Below are 20,975 nucleotides of genomic sequence, written 5' to 3' on the forward strand. Positions count from 1 at the left end.
TCATGTGACCAGCCACCGGCGTAGATGGTTGATGGCGGACTCCTGCAGGACGCGGTCGAACCGGTGCGGGCCCGGGTGGAACTCACCCACGTACGCGCCGGGGGCGCCCGCCCGCCGGTAGTGCTCGGTGAGCCGCCGGTGGGCGGCCTCCATCCCCGCGAGGGGGAACAGCCGGTCGTCGCGCAGGTACTGCACCAGCAGCGGTGACGGCGCGCGGGCGGCGGCCAGGTCGGGCCAGTCGCCGGCCCGCCGCAGGTCCGGCGGGAAGAACATCCAGGTGTGCCCGGTGACGTGCCGGTCGAGCAGCGCCTCGTGCGTGCTCATCATCCCGGCGACGACCGCCGCCCCGACGTACGGGCTGGTCGCCTGCAGCAGCGCCGCCCGGCACCCTCCGCCGGAGAAGCCGACGCAGCCGATCGCCCCGTCGTTCACGTCCGGCCGGGCCCGCAGACAGGCGGCGGCGATCCGGTCCTCGTACGCGGCGACGCCGGCCAGGCTCAGCCCGAGCACCGCGCAGTGCTTGGTGACCACGTGCTCGTGCCGCGCGGCGAGGCGGTTGTACCAGCGGAGATCGGCCGGGTCGCCGCCGGCGGGCTCGGCCGCGATCCACTCGCCGTCCGGTGAGGGCTCCACCATGTGCTCGGCGGGGAAGCGGCGGCTCCCCCACAGGAAGACGTCGGGGACCAGCACGGTGAAGCCGGCGCGGGCGACCGCGTCGGCGAACGGGCGGCCGCCGTAGAACTCCCGCCGCAGGTCCGCGACGCCGGGGACCTCGCCGTCCGGCCCGTCGGCGATCTTCTCCTTGCCGTGGTACTTGAAGGCGTCGTGGCCGTGCAGCGCGAGGACGCCCGGGAGCGGTCCGCGCGCCCCGGCGGGGCGGAGCAGCCACGCGTGGGTCCGCGGGCCGTACCCGACCGACCAGGAGACCTCCTCGCCGTCGATCCCGTCCGCGGACCAGCGGCGTTCCACTCTCGGCGCGATCGGGGCCCCGTCGCGGTCGGCGCCGACGATCCGGCGCGCCGCGGCCATGTCGAGGCGGCCGTCGCCCGGCGGGGCGAGGACGGCCGCGGCCTCGGCGAGATCGCCGAACGCGCCGAGGCCCGCGTCGCTGTGTGTCACCTACTCTCCGTCCGTCCCGTGCCGGTCGCAGCGGAGCAGGTTCAGGTCCACCGAGTCGGCGATGGCCTGGTAGCCGGCGTCGCTGAGGTGGAGGTGGTCGCCGGAGTCGTCCGCGGGAAGCAGCCGCGTCGGGTCGTCCGGGTCGCGGGTCGCCCGGTCGAAGTCGACCACTCCGTCGAACACGCCGCTCGTGCGGATGAACGCGTTGACCTCCTGGCGGACGGCCTCGTTCTCGTCGCCTAGGTAGACCGAGCCGCCGAACGGCGTGATGGTCGCGCCGATGAGGCAGCGGCCCGCGGCGTGGGCCTTGGCGACCATGTCCCGGTAGCCGGCGATCAGCGCGTCCGCCGAGGCCCCGCCCGTGCCGATGTCGTTGACCCCTTCGAACAGGATCACGGTCCGTACGCCGGGCTTGGTGAAGACGTCCTGGACCAGCCTCGTCCGCCCGCTGCGGCCGACACCGTCCTTGAGGACCTGGTTGGCGGAGATCCCCTCGTTGGTGACCGCGAGCCGCCGCGACGGCGGCAGGGCGCGCAGCCGGTCGGCGAGGAGGTCGGGCCACCGGTGGTTGGCGTTCTCGGTGGAGCCGACGCCCGAGGTGATCGAGTCACCGAGGGCGGCGACCGTCGAGACGGTCCTCGGCGCGGTCACGACGACGGCGTCCAGCCAGAACCACACGGCCGACTGCGTCGGGAACGACGTTCCCGACTCCTCGGCGGCGTGGTCACCCGTCGTCGACTTGTAGGTGAACTGCATGGTCCGGTTGTGCGCGGTCAGCTTGCCGCTTTCGCCCTGGAGGTACAGGCTCACCTCCAGGTCGCTGCCGTCCGGCACGCGGCCCGGAAGCGGATCGCTGAACACCACGCCGCCCGCCGGGACCGTCACCGACGGCCGCCCGCCGAACGTCATGCGGCGGTTGGACCCGGGCACCAGCTCCGGCCCCGACCGCTGACGCCCGACGTACGCGGTGCCGAACGTCACCGGCCGGTCGCCCATGACGTTCGACAGCCGGATCCGCAGGCCCGTGCCGCCGCGGCTGATGTGCACGGGGTTCCGTACGGTCATCTCGTGGAGGGTTCCGCCGGTGGTGTCGTCGGCGGCGGCCCAGGTCGACACCTCGTTCGGGCCCCTGCCGTGCGCCTCGGCGGCGTGGGCCGGAGTGCCGGCCAGACCGGTGGCGAGCGCGGTGAACACCACGCCGGCGGCCATGCCGAACCGGCGCGTTCTTTCCTTCGAAATCAACGTCGCTCCTCGACGTCCTGGCGCGGGGCGGGCCCGTGCGGGGCCCGCCCCGGCGCGTCGGCGGCTCAGTGGGCCGGGGTGTTCTCCGGGAGCGGATACGGGAAGTTCGGGGTGACCCCGATCTTGTCGAGCTCCAGCTTGGACTCGTCGAATCCGTCGTTCCAGCTGTCGTTCTCGAACGTGTTGCAGTGCGTGTCACCGTGGAACGGCGACTTGTACTGCGCGTTGGTGATCTTGATGTTGCTGAAGTTCCAGCCGCAGCCGCCGGCGTCCATGTGAATGCCGCTCGGCACGACGTCCGGCATCGACGGGTCGGCGTTGACGTCGTCGATGGTGATCTGCGACATCTGGCTCTCGATGGTGTGCGGCTCGAAGTTCTGCACGCCGTAGGAGTCGATCGCACCCATGTCGCCGCTGTCCTGGCCGGCGTGCGCGATGCGCAGGTACTTCAGCACGTTGCCGCCCGCGTAGTTGTCCGCGTTGGCCACCGTGGTGATCGCCTTGACGCTCACCGCGTACCGGGCGCTGTGCTGGATGACGCTGTTGCTCAGCTCGTTGTGGCCGCTGTCGACGACCTCGTAGCCGGAGGCGTCGCCGGGCACCAGCTGGCCGATCCAGTTGATGTAGTTGTCGGTGAGGACGTTGTCGTGGGAGATGTTGCCCTCACCGGGGTAGCCGCCCTCGAGCTTGACGCCGTCGCCGCCGAGCCGCTCGAAGAGGGTGTCGGAGACGGTGTCGTGGTCGTTGGCGAACAGCATGAACACGCCGGTCCAGCCGGTGTCGGCGATGTGCATGCGCCGCAGCGCCACATGCGTCGTGTTGGTCAGCGTGATGGCCCCGTACCGGTTACGCGGCATCTCGATCTGGCGGTCGTAGTCGTCGTACTTGTGCGGCACGCCGGAGTCGCCGTTGCCGTTCCAGCCGTAGCGGTACCAGTCGGTGAAGTCGGTGTACTGCACGGTCAGCCCGTCGAGGGACAGGTCGTGCACCTTCGCGTTCGGCGAGCTGCCCGCGACCGAGAAGACCGTCTTCACGGTCGGCGCCCAGACCTGCGAGTTCTCGATCGAACCGCTGCGCGGCCAGTAGTACAGCTCACCGGTGGCGTGGTCGAGGTAGTACTCCCCGGCCTCGTCGAGGAAGTCGAGGGAGTTCTGGAGGAAGTACCTCGACCCCACGTGGGAGAACAGCGCGTACCTCGTCGGGTAGCGGAGGCTGATGAACTTCTTGGTCCAGTTGACGTTGAGGATCGGGTCGGTGTCGGTGAACCAGGTCCAGTGGCCGCCGGACCAGACCACGACCTGCGCGTCGTGCAGGTCCCAGTCCTGGTTCAGGTCGCCGTCCTTGTAGGCCATCCACTGCTGGGAGTTGGTCAGCGCGTCGTCGGAGCTCTCCACGCCCTGGAAGTACGGGCCGAGCGTCTCGGTGGACGTACGGTTCGGCGTACGCGCCGTCGTCGCCCGCTGGCCGTTGTCGTACAGCGTGTAGAAGGGCTGGTTCTTGTCGACCTGGGTCTTGTAGATGTTGCCCTTGTACTTCTGCCAGCCGGTGATCTGCCGGGCGCCGAGGAAGCGCGCCTTCCCCGGGCCGTCATAGCTCTGGTAGACGACCGAGTGCCCGTTGCTGCCGGAGTCGGTCTCGTTGAACTGGACGGTCTTCGCCACCGGGTAGTCCCCGGCGCGCAGCTCGACCTGAATGTCGCAGGACATGTGCTTGTTCAGCCCGCGCTGACGGATGACGTCCCGTGCGTGCTCGACCGTCTTCCACGGCTTGCCGATCGTGCCGTTCGCCCCGTCGTCGCCCTGCGGGGAGACGAAGAAGCGCTTCGGCGTGCAGGTGCTCTGCCCGGCGTCGGCGGCGCCGGCCGTGGCGGCCGGTGCGGTCAGGCACGCGAGCGCGGCGGCCGCGCACACGGCGCCGCGCAGAAATCTGTGACGGGATTTACGGAACAATGAGCCCTCCTGGGATCAAAGGTGAATCGGGCCCCCCGATGTCCTTTGGTCAGTGCCGGTCGGCGCGCCAGCGCTCGTACTCGGCCCGGGTCTCCTGCGTGAGCGGGTAGTAGTCGACGAGGGCGCCGCCCTCCTCGATGCGGGACCGGCTGAACGTCTCCCACTCCTCGTGCTCGCCGGCCGACTCGATGACCTCGCGGGCACGCCGGCGCGGCACGATGACGGCGCCGTCGTCGTCGGCCACCACCAGGTCGCCGGGCAGCGTCAGCACGCCACCGCAGGCGATCGGCACGTCGTACGCCCACGGGAACAGCTCGGCCTGGGACGCGTAGTGGGGGGTGACGCCGGTCGACCAGATCGGGACCCCGAGCTTGCGCACGCGCGGCGCGTCCCGGATGCAGCCGTCCACGACGATGCCCGCGCCGCCCTTCTGCTTGAAGTAGCGGACGAGCATGTCACCGAAGCAGCCGGTGTAGGCGCTGCCGTAGGCCTGCACGACGAGCACGTCGCCGGGCTGGACGGTCTCCAGCACCGCCCACAGCGCGGTGTGCCGCTCGATGTACTCCTGGCCGAGGCCGGAGGCGATGTCCTCGCGCTGCGGCATGAACTGCAGGGTCAGCGCCCGCCCGGCGACCTTCTGGCCCGGCTCCAGGGGCCGCGGCCCGGCGACGAACGTCCGGCGTATGCCCTGCGCGTGCAGCTTGGCGCAGGCCGTCGCGGCGCTGACCGCGGAGAGCCGCCGCACCAGGTCGGGGTCGGCCGGCTCCGGGGCATCGCCCCGTACGGGCAGGTCCCACACCGAATCCTCGTCGGCACTTCGGCCGCTGTCTTCCACTGACGACTCCTTCATGGTCATGCGTCCGCCGGGATGGTCCCGGCGTGCTGATGGGCGGGCCGCGCGGCCCGCGGGTCCAGGTGCAGGTCGAGCCGGATCCGCCGGCCGGGCGGCAGGACGACCTCGATCCGTGGCCCGCCGACCTCGACCTCCCGGCTGACGACGGCCGCGTCCGGCGCGACGTACGAGGTCAGCTCGCCGGGGTAGGCCGTCTCCGCGGCGGTGACCACCGCGCGCGTGATCCGGTGCTCGCCGAACGCCCCGGCCTGCACGACCACGCGGCGGGTGCCGGTCAGCCCGGTGTGGACGAGCTCGACGCCGGTACGGTCGGGGCCGACCTCGTCGACGAGCGCGGCCACGTCCGGTGGCAGGCCCGGGCGGCGGCGCGCGGCGTCGAAGTAGGCCAGCCGCGCCGGCAGCAGGCCGCCGTTGTAGAGCACCTGCGGCGTGCCGGTGGTGAGCTGGAGCAGCGCCTCGGTCAGCACCGGGTTGAGCCGCTGCCAGTGGTGGACGTGGATCTCGCCGGGGTCGGCCTCGTCCGCGTCGATCAGCGCCATCCGCCGCTGCACCTGGCCGAGCGCCGCGGCGAGCATGGCCTCGGGGAAGCCGGGGTTGTCGCCGCGCAGGAACTCGAGCCACGGCGCCTCGTGGCCGGCCTCCTCCTTGTTACGGAAGCCGCGCACCACCCGCCAGTCGTAGCCGGACTCCCGCCGCAGCCGGTCGAGGCGGTCGCGGTCCGGCTCGGCCATGCCCACGTGCCACAGCCAGACCGGCAGGCCGAGCTGCGGCGGCTGGAAGTCGAACCAGCCGCCGTCGTCGTGCCGGTTCGGCACGAGCAGGGTCTCGCGGGCGGCCTCGTCGCCGAGCTCGGCGTACCACCGGTCGCTGATGCTCATCGGCGTCTCGCTGACGGCGCCGCGCTTGCTCTGGCCCAGGACCAGGTCGATCGGGCCGCGGCCGAGGTCCAGGTGGTCCGTGCCGCCGGTGAGCAGGACGGAGTTGACCGCGGCGACGGCCGCCGCCGCGCCGACGCTGTAGATGCCGTGCGGCCACTGCCAGCCGTAGTTGCCGCCGTACCAGCGGCCGTCGTGCAGCTCGCCCACCCGGCCGGAGAGGCCGACGTTGTCGGGGAGTATCCCGCCCAGCTCGGCGGCGCGGCGCTCCCACGCCTCGATGTAGCGCAGCGCCCAGTCGCGGAACCGGTCCTCGTGGCCGTACAGCCAGGCGTTGGTGGCCAGGCTCGTGGCGGCCAGGTTCACGGCCACGTCGCCGCGGCCGATCCGCTCGTTCATCGCGGCGCCCATGCGGGCGGCCTTCGCCGGGTCGGCCAGGTCGTCCCACTCGGTGATGCCGGGCAGGTCGCGCAGCGGCAGCCCGAAGGGCCGCATCGACGGCTGGTCCGGGCGGTACGACGACGCCCACTCCTCGTTGACGCCGTAGCGCGGGCCGCCGGCGCCGTTGTGCGGCGCGCGGATGATGTCGTGCTCGGGGTCGTAGTTGCCGGTCGGCGAGCCCGGCAGGTAGAGCTCGGCGAAGCGGTGCGCGCGCTCGGCGTACTTCTGGTCGCGGGGGTCGGCGGCGCAGATCCCGTAGAACAGCAGCATTGACTCGCCCTGGTGGAACCAGTCGTAGCCGCGCTCGAACTCGTCCACCAGGTAGCCGAACCCGGTGAGCTGGGCCGTCACCCCCTCCCAGTGGTGCTTGCAGGCGTCGAGCAGGTCGTCGGCGCCGCCGAGCTGGTACAGGACCGGCCAGTTGAAGAACGCCTCGTAGAAGTCGTCGGCACCGTCGCGGCTCGCGATCTCGCCGTTGTAGCGCAACGCGCCGTCGGGCAGGCAGTAGCGCGCGGCGAACGCGCGCCAGGCCTCGTCGAGCACGTCGAACAGCCGGCGCTCCAGCACCGCCCAGGCCGGCGGCGCCCCGGAGGGCACGCTCGCCACCACGCGTGGAACATCCTGAGTCACGGGTCAGCCCTTCGTCGCGCCGGCCGTCAGGCCGCTGATGATGTGCCGTTGCATGACCACGAAGAAGACGAGGAGCGGCGCGATCGCCAGCAACAGCGTCGGGAAGACCACCGAGTAGTCGGTGGAGTACTGGCTGACCGCCGCGTAGACGCCCGTCGTGACCGTGTACAGGCCGCTCCCGGGCCCGAGGATGATCTGCGGGTTCACGAAGTCGTTCCACACCGAGAAGGTGTTGAGGATGACCATCGTGGCGACCACGGGCCGCATGAGCGGAAAAATGATCTTCCAGAAGGTCCGGAGCCGCCCGGCGCCGTCGACCGCCGCGGCCTGGTCCAGCGTCGCCGGGATCGTGCCGATGTAGCCGGCGTACAGGAAGACCGAGAAGGGCAGCGTGAGCGCGGTCTCGAAGAGCACGAAACCGCGGATCGTGCCCATCAGCCCCAGTGTCTTGAGCACGTACACGACCGGGATGACCAGCACCTGGCCCGGGATGAACGTGCCGGCCAGGAAGGTCAGCAACAGCAGCCGGTAGCGGCGGCGGGGGCTGCGGGCGACGACGTAGGCGACGGGCCCGGCCAGCACCACGGACAGCACGTTGACCGCCACCACGAACAGGACGGTCACGGCGTACCCGCGCACGATGTTGAACTGCGGGTTGTGCAACGCGTGGGACAGGTAGCGGGTGGTGAGGGCGCCCACCGGCAGGCCGAAGGGGTTGGCGAGGATCTCCTCCTGCGGCTTGAACGCGTTCACCACCAGGACGTACAGCGGGGTGAGCATGAAGATCGCGACCAGGCCGAGGAACACCGCCCGTGGCAGCCCCGCTCGCCGCCGGGCCCGCCGCCGCCCGGGAGCGGCCGCCTCCGTGACGGCCGTTTCCTCCTCCGTACGAGGTTGAGTCATAAGCCCGCCACTCATGAATAGACCGCCATCTCGCCGCGACGGCGCATGCGGGTGACGGCGAGGGCCAGGATCCCGGTGACGATCATGAGCACCACGGACTGCGCCGAGCCGAACCCGAGCTTGTTGTCATGGAAGGAGTTCCACAGGATGAGATAGGCGATCGTCTGGGTCTGCCCGGCCGGCCCACCGGCCGTCAGCGAGACCACCAGGTCGTAGGTCTTCAGCAGCGTCACCAGCGACAGGACGATGTTGATGGTCACGACCGGCCCGAGCGCCGGGAGCGTCACGTGGCGGAACACCTGCCACCGCGTGGCTCCGTCGATGCGCGCCGCCTCCACGAGCGAGCGCGGAACCGCCTGCAGCCCGGCGAGGTAGAGCACGACGTTCACCCCGAAGCCCGCCCAGACCAGGACCGCGATCATCGTGATCAGGGCCCAGGTGGGATCGGACAGGAACGGCAGGACACTCCCGCCGTGCGCGGTGAGCAGGCTGTTCACCGCGCCGGTGGTGCCGAGGATGGCGCTCCACAGGAAGCCCACGACCAGCGCGCTGAGCACGTGCGGGTAGAACAGCACGACGCGCAGGAAGCGGTTCACCCGTGACGTGCCGTTCACCAGGACGGCGAAGCCGAGCCCGAGGAGGTTCATCCCGATGGTGCCGGCGACCGCGACGAGCAGCGTGACGAAGGTGGCGCGCCGTATCTCCGGGTCGGAGAACAGGTGCGTGTAGTTGGCCGCGCCGATGATCTTCGGCTGGGCGCTGTAGCCGTCCCAGTCGGTCAGGCTCAGGTAGATCGCCAGGCCGACCGGGACGACGAGCATGACCACGAAGACCAGGGTCGCCGGGGCGACCATGAGCAGGGTGGCGGCGCCCTCACCCGCCCGCTTGGTCTTTTTTGCGGAATTCATGAGTGCGAGCTGACCCACTGGTCGATGGCGGAGGCGACCTTCTCGGGTGAGCGGCCGACGTAGAGGCCCTGCACCTGGGTGTTCCACGCGTCGTTGAAGCCGCTCGGGAGGGTGTAGTCGCCATAGCCCTCACCCTGCGGCACCCCGGAGGGCGCGGCGTCGAGGATCTGCTGCACCTGCTGTTCGAGCGGGGTGAACTTCCGGTCGTAGCCCTTGCGGAAGTTCCCGTCCTGCTGGAGCTGGCTGGTCACCGCGGCCTTGTCGGTGACGAGCCACTGGACGAGCTTGAGCGCCAGCGCGCGGTGCTTGGTCGACTTGAGGATCATGTACGGCGCGGCCATGGTGGCGCCCTGCGGGCCGGGGCTCTTCTGCCCCGTCTGGACCGGCGCGGGGAAGACGCCGACGTCGAACTTCTTCTTGGCCGTCGCCTCCGACGCGGTGAACCAGCTGCCCATGATGTACATCGCGGACTTGCCGGAGAAGAACCGGGTCTGGGAGTCGGGGTACTTCAGGCCCATGGCGTTCTTGTCGAGGTAGCCCTTGTCCAGCCAGCTCTTGTAGAGCTTGAGGTAGGGCAGCAGCGACTCGCCGACCTTGAGGCGCTTGGCCCGGATGTCCTGGTACCACTGCGGGTGGCTCTGGGCCAGCGAGGGGTCCGCGAGCTGGAGCATCTGCAGGCCGGTGACGAAGTCGCCGGCGGTCTGGAGCGGGAGGTAGCCGGCGCTCTTGAGCTTGCCCATGTCCTGGGTCAGCTCGTCCAGCGTCGTGGGCGGCTGCGCGATCCCGGCCTTGGCGAAGGCGTCCTTGTTGTAGAAGATCAGCGACTGCGCCTGCTCGCCGACGCCGACCGTGTAGATCTTGCCGCCGAGAGCGGCCTCCTGGGCCAGCGGCGTGCCCTTCACCCACGGCTGGTCGGTCAGGTCGAGCATCTGCGGCGCGAGAGTGCGGTCCGCCATCAGGGTTTCGACCACGTCAGGGGCATTGCCCGCGGCGAGTTGCTGTGGCAGCGTGTCCGAGACCGTCTTGCCGGTCGGCGCCTCGATCTTCACGTCCACACCCGGATTCGCCTGCTCGAACGGCTTGACGAGCCCCTCCCAGTAACTCTGGGTGAGGTTCGGGGTGATGTTGACGAGCATGCGAACCGTGCCCTTGTCACCGCCGTCCGACGAGCTCTCGCCAGAGAAACCTCCCCCGCCGCCGCAGGCGGCCAATGCGAGGGCCAGCACGGTTCCGACGGCAGCCCGGCTCAGGTGTTGTACGCGCATCACGCCTCCTCCCCGTTGAGCCCCCCGGCCTTCAACGTTCTAATGGGTCAATCATCGAGTAACGATGCATTAATAAATGGGGCTGGGGTACGGTGTCAAGGGTTACCTTGGTGTAACAAGCCGATGGACAGCGTATTTCTTACTCACGATGAGTCGGAAATTCATGAATCAACGGGGTACCATGATCCGATGACGACCACGTCCAAGCCCTCCTTCGCCCTGAGCGACGCGGACCGCTCGACGCTGCTCGCCTGGGCCGCGCAGGATGACGGGGCCCTGAGCCTGCGGAGCCGGATCGTGCTCGCACTGGCCGATGGCCAGTCCAACAAGGACGTCGCCGCGCGGCTGGGCGTCAGCCCCGCGACCGTCGGCAAGTGGCGGAGCCGGTTCGCCGAGCACGGCCTCGACGGGCTGGCCGACGCACCGCGCTCGGGCCGCCCGCGCAGCGTCGAGCGCGAGGAGGCCGAACGCCTCATCGCCGTCGCGCTCAGCGAGGCCGAGCGCGGCGGCACCGTGCCCTCCACCCACGCGCTCGCCCGCAGCCTCGGCCTGTCCCAGTCGACGGTCTCCCGCATCTACCGCGACCTGCAGGAGGCCGGGCCGCTGGAGACGCCGGCCGGCTCACTCCAGCCGCAGGCCGTTCCCGGCGCCGACGCCGACCTGCTTCCGCGCGAGCTGCTGTCCGACCGCGTGTACGAGATGCTCCGCCGCTGGATCGTCGAGGGGCGGCTCACGGCGGGCCAGCGCCTCAGCGAGTCGGAGATCGCGCGCCGGCTGGGCACCAGCCAGGCGCCCGCGCGCGAGGCCATCAAACGGCTGGTGCACGAGGGCCTGGTCCGCTACCTGCCCCACCGGGGCAACTACGTCGCGCAGATCTCCCAGGAGCAGGCCCGCGAGGTCCGCGACGTCCGCCTCCTGCTGGAGGAGCACGCCGCCCGCAGCGCGACGGCGCGTATCGAGCCGCAGACGCTGCAACGGCTCACCGAGGACGTCGAGCGGATGCGCCGGGCCGCGGGCCGCGGCGACATCGGCGGCTTCCGCGACGCCGACATGGCGTTCCATCGCGACGTCTGCGCGGCCAGCGGCAACTCCTTCCTGCTCCGCGTCTGGCGCATGATCGAACCCAGTCTCTGGGGCCTGCACGTGCTCGGGAACCCGCTGTACGCGGGCGACTGGGTGGCGATGGCCGAACATCACGCGACCCTCCTGACCGCCCTGGCCGGCGGCGACCCGGACGAGGCCGGGCGCCTGTTCGCCGCCCACGTGCGAGGCGAGTCCACGCGTACCTGACCCCCATCTTCGATTCACCGCAGGAACCCCCTCCTGCCCTCTCCCGCGAGGAGCCCCCATGACCAGACCCGTAAGACGTGACGTACTCCGGATGGGCGCGCTGATGGCAGGTGGGCTGCCGCTGCTGGGCGTCCTGCCGAGCGCCGCCGCCGACGACCACGCCGCGGGCATCGCGGGGCGGGTGCGGCCGCCGCGTTTCCCCGACCGCTGGTTCCGGATCGACGCGTACGGCGCGGTCGGCGACGGCACCACCGACTGCACGCGCGCGATCGACGCGGCCATCCGCGCCTGCCACGCCGCCGGCGGCGGGCACGTGCTCGTCCCCCGCGGACGCTGGGCCACCGGCGCGATCCACCTGCTGAGCCGGGTCGACCTCCACCTGGAGGAGGGGGCGACGCTGCTGTTCAGCACCGACCCGGCCGCCTATCTCCCGGTCGTGCGCACGCGCTGGCAGGGCGTCGAGGTCTACAACTACTCCCCCCTGATCTACGCCTACCGGCAGCGGGACATCGCGGTGACCGGCCGGGGCGTCCTCGACGCGCAGGGCGACAACGCGCACTGGTGGTTCTGGATCGGCTCGGGGCAGTACGGCTGGAAGTCCGGGATGCCGAACCAGCGGGCGGACTGGGCCGCCCTGGAGCAGATGGGCGAGGAGGGCACCCCGCTCGACCAGCGGGTGTTCGGCGACGGCCACTACCTGCGCCCGAGCTTCATCCAGCCCCATTCCTGCGCGAACGTCCTCATCGAGGGCGTCACCCTGCGCCGGTCCCCGATGTGGAACATCCATCCGGTGCTGTGCCGCAACGTCATGATCCGGGACGTCTCGATCGACAGCCTCGGCCCGAACGGCGACGGCTGCGACCCCGACTCCTGCCAGGACGTGGTCATCCGCGGGACGACGTTCGCCACCCATGACGACTGCATCGCGATCAAGTCCGGCCGCGACCAGGACGGCCGGCGGGTCGGCGTGCCGTCGAAGAACATCCTCATCGAGGACTGTGAGTTCCGCAGCGGCGGCGGCGCGGTGGCGATCGGCAGCGAGATGAGCGCGGGCGTGTCCGACGTGGTGGCCCGCAGGCTCCGGATGCCCTTCGACGCGGCCCTGGACGAGGCGAGCGTCCAGTGGATCCTGTCGGTCAAGTCGACCTCGACGCGCGGCGGCTACATCCGGGACGTCAGCGTCACCGACGTCTCGTGCCCGGCCTGGACGTACGTGCCGTTCGAGGTGACCTTCACCTACCAGGGCGGTGCGGGCGGCGACCTGTACCCGGACGTGTCGCGTCTCTCGGCGAAGAACTGGTCGGTCTCCGGCCGGTGTGACTACCCCGTCCGGATCCGCGGCGTCGACACCGCGCCGGTGCACGACGTGCGCCTGACGAACCTGAGATTCGACCAGGCCGCGAACCAGCCGCTCATCGAGAACACGAACGACGTCACGACCCGCCGCGTCCTGGTCAACGGGGCACCGCCCTCCTGAGAGACCGCCGGCGTGACCAGGAGCGGCGACCGGGCGGGCTGTCCGCGCACCGGCACGGGATCTACGATGGCGAATCACCCTGTTCGGGCCGGAAAGGAGCGCCGCGATGGACGCGGACGTGATCGTCGTCGGAGGCGGGCTGGCCGGACTGGTCGCCGCCCACGAGCTCACCAGCCGAGGTCGCAAGGTGGCCCTGGTGGACCAGGAGAACGCCGCCAACCTCGGCGGCCAGGCCTACTGGTCCTTCGGCGGGCTGTTCCTCGTCGACTCGCCCGAGCAGCGGCGTCTGAGGATCAAGGACTCCTTCGACCTGGCGTGGAACGACTGGCAGGGCAGCGCGCAGTTCGACCGGCTGGACGACGAGGACTCCTGGGCGGTGCGCTGGGCCCGCGCGTACGTCGAGTTCGCCGCCGGGGAGAAGCGCTCCTGGCTCGCCGGCCACGGCATCGAGCTCACGCCCGTGGTCGGCTGGGCCGAGCGCGGTGACCTGCGCGCGGACGGCCACGGCAACTCCGTGCCGCGCTTCCACATCGCGTGGGGCACCGGAACCGGGGTGGTCGGGCCGTTCGTCCGCCGGGCCCGTGAGGCGGCCGACGCCGGCCTGCTGACGTTCCACCACCGTCACCGGGTCGACGAGCTCATCGTCCACGACGGCGCCGTCACCGGGGTCCGTGGCACCGTGCTCGCGGACGACGACTCGGCGCGCGGGGTCGCGAGCAACCGCGAGGAGACGGGGACGTTCGAGCTGAGCGCGCAGGCCGTCGTCGTCGCCAGCGGGGGGATCGGCGCCGACCACGACATCGTGCGGCGCTACTGGCCCGAACGCCTGGGCACCGCGCCGAAGAGCATGGTCACGGGGGTGCCGGCCTACGTGGACGGGCGGATGCTGGAGATCTCCGCCGACGCGGGGGTACGCCTGGTCAACCGCGACCGGATGTGGCACTACACCGAGGGAGTGCGCAACTGGGACCCCGTCTGGCCCGGCCACGGCATCCGCATCCTGCCGGGGCCCTCCTCGATGTGGTTCGACGCGCTGGGCCGCCGGCTGCCGGACCCCTGCCTGCCCGGCTACGACACGCTCGGCACGCTGAAGCACCTGCGCACCACCCCCGACATCGCCGAATACGACCACTCGTGGTTCGTCCTCACCCAGAAGATCATCCAGAAGGAGTTCGCGCTGTCGGGGTCGGAGCAGAACCCCGATCTCACCAGCGGCGACCGCAAGGCGGTCCTCCGCGAGCGGCTGTCCCGCGGAGTGCCCGGCCCGGTTGAGGCCTTCAAGCGTCGCGGCGCCGACTTCGTGGTCGCCTCGACGCTGGATGACCTGGTCGCGAAGATGAACAAGCTGACCGACGAGCCGCTGCTCGACCCGGCCGTCCTGCGCCGCCAGGTCGAGGCGCGCGACCTGCAGGTCGCGAACCCGTACAGCAAGGACTCACAGATCCAGGGGATCCGCAACGCGCGCCGCTACATCGGTGACCGGCTCGGCCGCGCCGCGGCGCCGCACCGGATCCTCGACCCGCAGGCCGGGCCGCTGATCGGCGTCAAACTCCACATCCTCACCCGTAAGACGCTCGGCGGCATCCAGACCGACCTCGACTCTCGCGCCCTCGGCCCGGACGGGCGGCCCGTGGACGGCCTGTACGCGGCCGGTGAGGTGGCCGGGTTCGGCGGCGGAGGCGTGCACGGCTACAACGCGCTGGAGGGCACCTTCCTCGGCGGCTGCCTGTTCTCCGGCCGCCGGGCGGGCCGTGCGGCGGCGGAGGCCACCGCCTGACCCCGGGCCTCCCGTCCCACCACGATGATCCGGTCCGCCTCCGGCGCGAGGTGGAGGTCGTGGGTGATGAGGATGGTCGTGCGTCCCGCCATGAGACGGCGCAGCGGACCGAGCACGCGACGGGCGGTCGGGGCGTCCAGGCCGGTGGTCGGCTCGTCGAGGATGAGCACGGGCGCGTCGCGCACCATCGCGCGGGCGATGGCGATCCGCTGGCGCTGTCCGCCGGACAGCAGGCGTCCCTGCCGGCCGACCGGTGTGTCGTAGCCCTCGGGCAGGGCGGTGATGAAGTCGTGGGCGTCGGCGGCCCGCGCGGCGGCGACGATCTGCTCCTCGGTGGCGTCCGGCCGTCCGTACGCGATGTTGTCGCGCACCGACCCGGGGAAGAGCATGGTCTCCTGCTGCAACACGGTGACGGTCTCCCGCAGAGTCGTCAGCGAGAGTTCGCGGATGTCGACGCCGTCCAGGCGGATCCGCCCGCGGTCGGGGTCGTAGAACCGCAGCAGCAGCTTGCCGATCGTGGACTTGCCCGCGCCGCTGGGGCCGGTGACCAGGACGAGTTCCTCCGGCCCGGCGCGGAAGGAGAACCCCTCGAGCGCCGGCCGGTCGGCGCCGGGATAGCGGAAGGTGACGTCGTCGAAGGCCACCCGTCCGCGGCGCGCGGCTCGGGTGCGGGGCACCGGCGGCTCGGCGACCGCGGGCCGCGTCTCCATGATCTCGATGACGCGGTCGGCGCCGGCCGCCGCCTCGGAGGCGGTCAGGCCGACGTCGCCCAGGGTCTGGATCGGCGGGTAGAGGTAGCCGAGGTAGGCGGCGAAGGCGAGCAGGCCGCCGAGCGTGACGCGACCGCGTGAGAGCTCCCAGGCGCCGAAGCCGAGGACGAGCAGGACGCACACCGTCTCGATCACCTGGACCAGCGGCTCGTACAGCGCGGACAGCCGGTTCTCCGCCATCTTCGCCTCCAGATGTCACCCCCTCGCGGTGCAGACGCCGCCGCTCGGCCGGCTGCCGGTTGTACGCCTGGACGAGGGCGTGGTTGGACAGGCTCTCCTCGACGACGCTCGTCAGGGCGCCGTTGCCGTCCCGCTCCCGTACGGCCGTCTCCCGGAACCGCGCGGTGAAGCGGCGCACGGCGACCCAGAACAACGGTGCGAGGGCGAACGAGACGAGGGCCAGGTCCCAGCGGACGTACAGCGCCGCGCCGGCGAAGAACACCGCGCTGACGACGGAGGTGACCGCCTTGATTAGCCCGGACGCGACGAACTGCTCGATCGCCTCGACGTCGTCGGTCAGCCGCACCATCAGGTCACCGGTCCGGCCGCGGTCGAGGAAGTCCGGCGAGAGGCGCTGGACGTGGGCGAAGACGGAGTCCCGCAGCCGCAGGAGGAAACGCTCCCCCACGAGGGCGGTGAGATAGTCGCCGCCGAAGGAGGCGACGGCGGTCAGCACCGAGAGTTGCAGCCACACGAGGGCGGGCGTCCAGAACGCCGCCACGTTCTTGGCGGCCAGGACGTGGTCGGTGATGAGACCGAAGCTCCAGATCGCGGCGGCCTCACCGGCGGCGGCCAGGATCAGCAGCAGCGCTCCGGCGACGAGCCATCGGCGGATCCCGCGCGTGTACGGCCAGAACCGGCGAAACGCCTCCCGGGCGGAGACGCCCTCTCGCGGAGCCTTCGATTGCGCGTTCATTTTCCCTCCCGCGACGAGAAGGGAGCCGGCGGCCGCCGGCTCCCTCTGCCCCCGTTAATTCGTCAGCGGGACGTCCGCTTGATCTGCTTCTTGTGGCGCTTCGGCGCCGGCTTGCGCGGCGGCTCGGCCTTGTGGTTCTTGCGCGGCACGGGCAGTTTACGGAAACTCATCATCGGGTCCTTTCAGTACCCCTTAATCGCCTTTCGGCGCTTACAGGAAAGACATTAGGAACCGACCCTGAAAATCCGGCGAGACCAAGATGAGATCAGCTTTAATTGAGCGTGATATCGAGCTGAGCGGCGCCGGTGCACCACTCTCTTCACAGAGAGTGAAGATGGCGTTCTTTTGCGTCATGGGGACGAGAGTCCCTGGTAACGATGGTGTCTTGCGAGGCGTTGGTGACCGCTGTGATCCGCACCGCGGTCGATCGGGTACGAGGCGCGCGCAGACGGGTACGGAGGGCTTAGCGGGGGTGGTCGCCCGGTCCGGCTCCCGACATGGCCCTCTGGTGTGAGGAGGGGTGACTCACATGCCCCAGAAGGTACGCGACGTGATGACGCCGGCGCCCGTGAGCGTGTCAGGGCAGACGTCTCTGTCGCACGCGGCCGGTCTCATGCGCGCGCACGACATCGGCGTCGTGCTCATCCTCGACGACGGCCGGCTGCTGGGGATGGTGACCGACCGCGACATCGTCGTCCGGGCCGTGGCCGACGGCCGCGACGTGACGCAGACGACCGTAACCGAGATCTGCAGCTGCGACCTGATCACCGTCTCACCCGACGACGACGCGGGCACCGCTCTCCGATCCATGCGCGAACACTCCATCCGCCGGCTGCCCGTCGTCGAGGACGACCATCCGGTCGGCGTGCTGTCCATCACCGATCTGGCGAGCGACGCCGGCGCGCTCTCACCGGCCTCGGCGTCGCGCGGCGGCCGATTCTGGTAGCGAGGCGTTCTCCGGTACAAGTCGCCGGGCGCGGGTATGCGTGTCTGCTGTGACCGTGCCGTCTGCCCGACCGCCCCCGGCCGGCCCGTACGAGGCCGGCGGCTCACCGGCCTGCCGATCCCCCAGGACGCGTCCGCCGGCGAAGCGCCGGCCCACGGGAGAGAGGACCATTGGCCGTACACGACGACGTACTGAGATACCCGCCGCAGGTGCTGCGGCAGTACGCGCTGCTCGCGGACGGTGAGCGCGGAGTCATCGTCGGCCCCCGCGGTGACTTCTGCTGGATGTGCGTCCCCCGCTGGGACAGCGACGCCGTCTTCTCCTCCCTCATCGGAGGCGGCGGTATGTACGCGGTGACGCCGGAGGAGCCCTTCGTCTGGGGCGGCTACTACGAGCGGTCGTCGCTGATCTGGCGCAGCCGCTGGGTCACCACGAGCGGCGTCGTGGAGTGCCGCGAGGCCCTGGCCTTCCCCGGCGATCCCGGGTGCGCCGTGCTGCTGCGGCGGATCATGGCCGTACGCGGTGACGCCCGCGTTCACGTGGTCTGCGACCCCCGCCCGGGGTTCGGCGCGCACGGCCTCCGCTCTCCACGGCGCGGGGACGACGGCGTCTGGCGGACCGATCTCGGCGGCGTGCACCTGCGCTGGTCGGGCGCTGACGACGCGTCGGTGCGCACGACCGCGCACGGCGACCGGCGCCTGGAGACGATCATCGAGATCCCCGCCGGCGACCACCACGACCTCGTCCTCGAACTCGGGGACCGGCCGATCACCGGCCGCCGTCCCGACGCCGATCGCCTCTGGCGGGCGACCGAGACCGCCTGGCGGGAGACCACCCTCCAGACCGGGACGGTCGCCGATCGCGACGCGCGGCACGCCGTCGCCGTCATGCGCGGCCTGACGAGCAGCGGTGGCGGCATGGTGGCCGCCGCCACCACCAGCCTGCCCGAGCGCAGCGGCGCCGGACGCAACTACGACTACCGCTACGTCTGGATCCGCGACCAGTGCTTCGCCGGGCAGGCCGCGGCCACCGCCGGCGTCGACTCCCTCCTGGACGACGCGGTCCGCTTCGTCTCCGCACGTCTGCTCGACGACGGGCCCGCCCTCCGACCCGCCTACACCGTCAGCGGTGGGCCGCCCCCCGAGCAGAGCAGCCTGGACCTGCCCGGATACCCCGGGGGCCATGACGAGATCGGGAACCGCGTCACCCACCAGTTCCAGCTCGACACGTTCGGAGAGGCGCTCCTGCTGATCGCGGCCGCCGCCCGGCGCGGACGGCTCGACGACGACGCCCGCCGTGCCGCGCACGCCGCGGCCGACGCCATCGAGCAGCGCCGGCACGACCCGGACGCCGGCGTCTGGGAGCTGGAAGACCGCGTCTGGACGCACAGCCGGCTGATCTGCGCCGCCGGCCTGCGCGACCTGGCCGACGCCGTCCCGGAGGATCCGGCGGCGAAACGCTGGGCCGGCCTGGCCGAGACCATGGTCGCCGAGACCGCCGCCTTCGGCGTTCACCCCTCCGGACGCTGGCAGCGCGCCGCCGACGATCCGCGCAACGACGGCGCGCTCCTGCTGCCGGCCATCCGCGGCGCGGTCCCTCCCGACGACCCGCGCAGCCGTCGCACCCTCGACGCCTACGTCGAAGAGCTCACCGACGACGGCTACGCCTACCGGTTCCGGCACGACGACCGCCCGCTCGGGGAGGCCGAAGGGGCCTTCCTGCTGTGCGGCTTCCTCCTCGCGATCGCCACCCACCAGCAAGGGGACGACGAGCAGGCGTTCCGGTGGTTCGAGCGCAACCGCGCCGCCTGCGGCCCGGCCGGCATCCTGTCGGAGGAGTACGACGTCACCGAGCGGCAGATGCGCGGCAACATCCCCCAGGCCTTCGTGCACGCGGTTCTCCTGGAGGCCGCGGCCCGGCTCGCCGGGCCGCCGTGCGGGCCGAGGAAGACGGCTCCGCTGCGCTGAACGGCCCTCGCGTCCCGCGCACGTGCCACGCGGTGAGCGGCGCGGCGGCTACAGCGGCTGGCCGTCGGCGGCGAGGCGCTGCTGGAGCCGGCCCACGTCGACCCGCTGCACCGGCGTGCCCCCGATCGCGGCGAGCGCGGCGGCCACCCCGGTGGCCTGCCCCAGGGCCATCAGGGTGGGCTCGGTCCGCACGGACGCGAACGCGACGTGGCTCGCCGACAGGCAGATCGGCACCAGGAGGTTGGCGCAGTCGTCCGCCGAGGGGACGACCGCGCGGTACGGGATGGCGTACGGCTCGATGCCCACCGAGACGTACCCCTCGTTGAAGACCGCGGGAACTCCCGGCCGGCTCACCGGTCCGGTGGCGTTCGGCGGCGCGGGGTCGAGGTACTCGGGCAGGTACCGCCACGTCCGCTCGATCTCGCGGATGTCGATGTTGTACGAGCCCACGGCGATCGTGTCGGGCTGGCCGACGCGGTTGAGCAGCTCGTGCTCGGTCAGCACGGCCGCGCCCACCATGCGCCGGCCGTCCCGGACGTACAGCTGGTGCGGCCAGCCGTCCGTGTCGTCGAACTCGTCGGCGCACAGGAACCACCCGCTCAGCTGTTCGCGGATCCAGGCGGGGACGCCGTCGTCGTTCTGCAGGTGGTAGAGCAGCTCATGGCTGTAGGCGAGGTGACGGTCGCGGATCTCCTGACGGGTCTCCTCGTCGCCGTCGGGGTAACCGCGGTTCGACCCGTCCAGGAGGTTGAGGGAGAACGGCCCGACCGAGTTGACGTCGCACTTGCCGCCGGGCAGGAGGTCCCTGCGCAGCCCCAGCAGCCAGCCCTCGGCGCTGTCGTGCGCGCCGTCCGCGGCCAGGTATCGCCGCAGCAGCTCGAAGCGGCCCGGGTCGTACCCCTTCGGCTCCTCCAGCGGCCGGCCGTTCGCCGGCCGGTCGGTCATGCACAGCCGGAAGCCGTACGCCTGCAGGCCTCCGTCGCCCTCGCCGAGCAGTTCGGCGGGCCAGCCCTGCCGGTCCAGCTCGGGCGGGCGGATGAACGGCAGCAGTCCGCCGTCCTCCTCGAACGGCGACAGGATGACGGAGAAGTTGTGCCGGCTCGGCCGGTAGGCGGGCTGGCGGCCCGCCCACGTCTCGCCGTACAGCGCCCGGCTCTCCCGCCCGACCCGGTACGGCACGCCCGCCGCCGCCAGCAGGTCGCCCTCGTAACCCGCGTCCACGAAGACCCCGGCCGGGTGCCGGCCCGCGGTGGTCCGGGCGGCCCGGATGCGGTCGCCGTCCATCTCGGCGCCGGTCAGCCGTTCGCCCAGGACGACGTCGACGCCGGCATCGGCGAGCATGCTCGTCAGCAGGTCCTCGGCGACGTGCGGCTCCGGGCCGGGCACGTCGAACAGCCCGATGTCGTAGTGCTTGGCGACGAGCTCGTAGAACCGCCGGGTCAGCCCGCCGATGGCGTCGAGCGTGCCGACGTCGGTCCAGCTCAGCCCGCCGGACACCATCCCGCCCACGTGCCGGCCCGGCTCGACGAGCCGGACCGTGGCGCCGGTCTCGGCCGCGGCGACGGCGGCGATCACCCCCGCGCCCGTGGCACCGTACACGAGCACGTCTGGCTCACTCATGCCTGTCCTCTCCCGCGATTCTTCCGT

At 71.4% G+C, this 20,975-nt stretch carries 15 protein-coding genes and 1 pseudogene; 5 read left to right on the plus strand and 11 right to left on the minus strand.

Annotation, left to right across the window (positions count from 1 at the left end):
* The 8 genes from OG417_RS33280 to OG417_RS33315 form a co-directional block, all read right to left on the minus strand.
* Entirely contained in the window at positions 1-1,119 is a 1,119-nt protein-coding gene (locus tag OG417_RS33280) for a dienelactone hydrolase family protein (RefSeq protein WP_329237009.1), read from the minus strand.
* The gene (locus tag OG417_RS33285) at positions 1,120-2,361 is read right to left on the minus strand and encodes an SGNH/GDSL hydrolase family protein (RefSeq protein WP_329237013.1); all 1,242 of its coding nucleotides are present in this window, start codon (positions 2,359-2,361) and stop codon (positions 1,120-1,122) included.
* Between the two features lie 65 nt (positions 2,362-2,426).
* Positions 2,427-4,310 (minus strand): hypothetical protein, encoded by a 1,884-nt coding sequence (locus OG417_RS33290; RefSeq protein ID WP_329237018.1) that lies wholly within the window; start codon positions 4,308-4,310, stop codon positions 2,427-2,429.
* 49 nt (positions 4,311-4,359) lie between these two features.
* The gene (locus OG417_RS33295; RefSeq protein WP_329237021.1) at positions 4,360-5,145 is read right to left on the minus strand and encodes a hypothetical protein; all 786 of its coding nucleotides are present in this window, start codon (positions 5,143-5,145) and stop codon (positions 4,360-4,362) included.
* A 17-nt stretch (positions 5,146-5,162) separates the two neighbouring features.
* A complete protein-coding gene (locus OG417_RS33300) occupies positions 5,163-7,109 on the minus strand; it encodes a hypothetical protein (protein WP_329237024.1) in 1,947 nt (648 codons plus the stop codon).
* Positions 7,110-7,112: 3 nt separating this feature from the next.
* Positions 7,113-8,012, minus strand: a complete 900-nt coding sequence (locus OG417_RS33305; RefSeq protein ID WP_329237027.1) for a carbohydrate ABC transporter permease — start codon at positions 8,010-8,012, stop codon at positions 7,113-7,115.
* 11 nt (positions 8,013-8,023) lie between these two features.
* A complete protein-coding gene (locus tag OG417_RS33310; protein WP_329237030.1) occupies positions 8,024-8,920 on the minus strand; it encodes a carbohydrate ABC transporter permease in 897 nt (298 codons plus the stop codon).
* Positions 8,917-10,185, minus strand: a complete 1,269-nt coding sequence (locus OG417_RS33315) for an ABC transporter substrate-binding protein (protein ID WP_329237032.1) — start codon at positions 10,183-10,185, stop codon at positions 8,917-8,919. The genes OG417_RS33310 and OG417_RS33315 overlap by 4 nt, the downstream gene beginning before the upstream one ends.
* Before the next feature lie 189 nt (positions 10,186-10,374).
* Between OG417_RS33315 and OG417_RS33320 the strand changes: the two genes are divergently transcribed.
* The 3 genes from OG417_RS33320 to OG417_RS33330 all read left to right on the plus strand — a co-directional run bounded on the left by OG417_RS33320 (position 10,375) and on the right by OG417_RS33330 (position 14,729).
* Entirely contained in the window at positions 10,375-11,475 is a 1,101-nt protein-coding gene (locus OG417_RS33320) for an FCD domain-containing protein (RefSeq protein ID WP_329237036.1), read from the plus strand.
* A 58-nt stretch (positions 11,476-11,533) separates the two neighbouring features.
* Positions 11,534-12,952, plus strand: a complete 1,419-nt coding sequence (locus OG417_RS33325; protein ID WP_329237039.1) for a glycoside hydrolase family 28 protein — start codon at positions 11,534-11,536, stop codon at positions 12,950-12,952.
* 106 nt (positions 12,953-13,058) lie between these two features.
* On the plus strand, positions 13,059-14,729 hold the full coding sequence (locus OG417_RS33330) for an FAD-binding dehydrogenase (RefSeq protein ID WP_329237042.1): 1,671 nt from the start codon (positions 13,059-13,061) through the stop codon (positions 14,727-14,729).
* Here the strand turns inward: OG417_RS33330 and OG417_RS33335 are convergent.
* Positions 14,642-15,679 (minus strand): ABC transporter ATP-binding protein, encoded by a 1,038-nt coding sequence (locus OG417_RS33335; RefSeq protein WP_329237045.1) that lies wholly within the window; start codon positions 15,677-15,679, stop codon positions 14,642-14,644. The genes OG417_RS33330 and OG417_RS33335 overlap by 88 nt on opposite strands.
* 88 nt (positions 15,680-15,767) lie before the next feature.
* Positions 15,768-16,415 (minus strand): annotated as a pseudogene (locus OG417_RS33340) (ABC transporter transmembrane domain-containing protein); the annotation flags it as partial.
* A gap of 529 nt (positions 16,416-16,944) precedes the next feature.
* Here OG417_RS33340 and OG417_RS33345 point away from each other — a divergent pair.
* Both OG417_RS33345 and OG417_RS33350 read left to right on the plus strand, forming a co-directional pair.
* The gene (locus tag OG417_RS33345; RefSeq protein ID WP_329237048.1) at positions 16,945-17,361 is read left to right on the plus strand and encodes a CBS domain-containing protein; all 417 of its coding nucleotides are present in this window, start codon (positions 16,945-16,947) and stop codon (positions 17,359-17,361) included.
* A 170-nt stretch (positions 17,362-17,531) separates the two neighbouring features.
* Entirely contained in the window at positions 17,532-19,328 is a 1,797-nt protein-coding gene (locus OG417_RS33350) for a glycoside hydrolase family 15 protein (protein WP_329237052.1), read from the plus strand.
* A 48-nt stretch (positions 19,329-19,376) separates the two neighbouring features.
* Here the strand turns inward: OG417_RS33350 and OG417_RS33355 are convergent, their stop codons facing one another.
* The gene (locus OG417_RS33355) at positions 19,377-20,948 is read right to left on the minus strand and encodes an FAD-dependent oxidoreductase (protein WP_329237055.1); all 1,572 of its coding nucleotides are present in this window, start codon (positions 20,946-20,948) and stop codon (positions 19,377-19,379) included.
* Positions 20,949-20,975 lie beyond the last annotated feature (27 nt).

The organism is Actinoallomurus sp. NBC_01490, from assembly GCF_036227085.1.
GTDB classification, from domain to species: Bacteria; Actinomycetota; Actinomycetes; order Streptosporangiales; family Streptosporangiaceae; genus Actinoallomurus; species Actinoallomurus oryzae.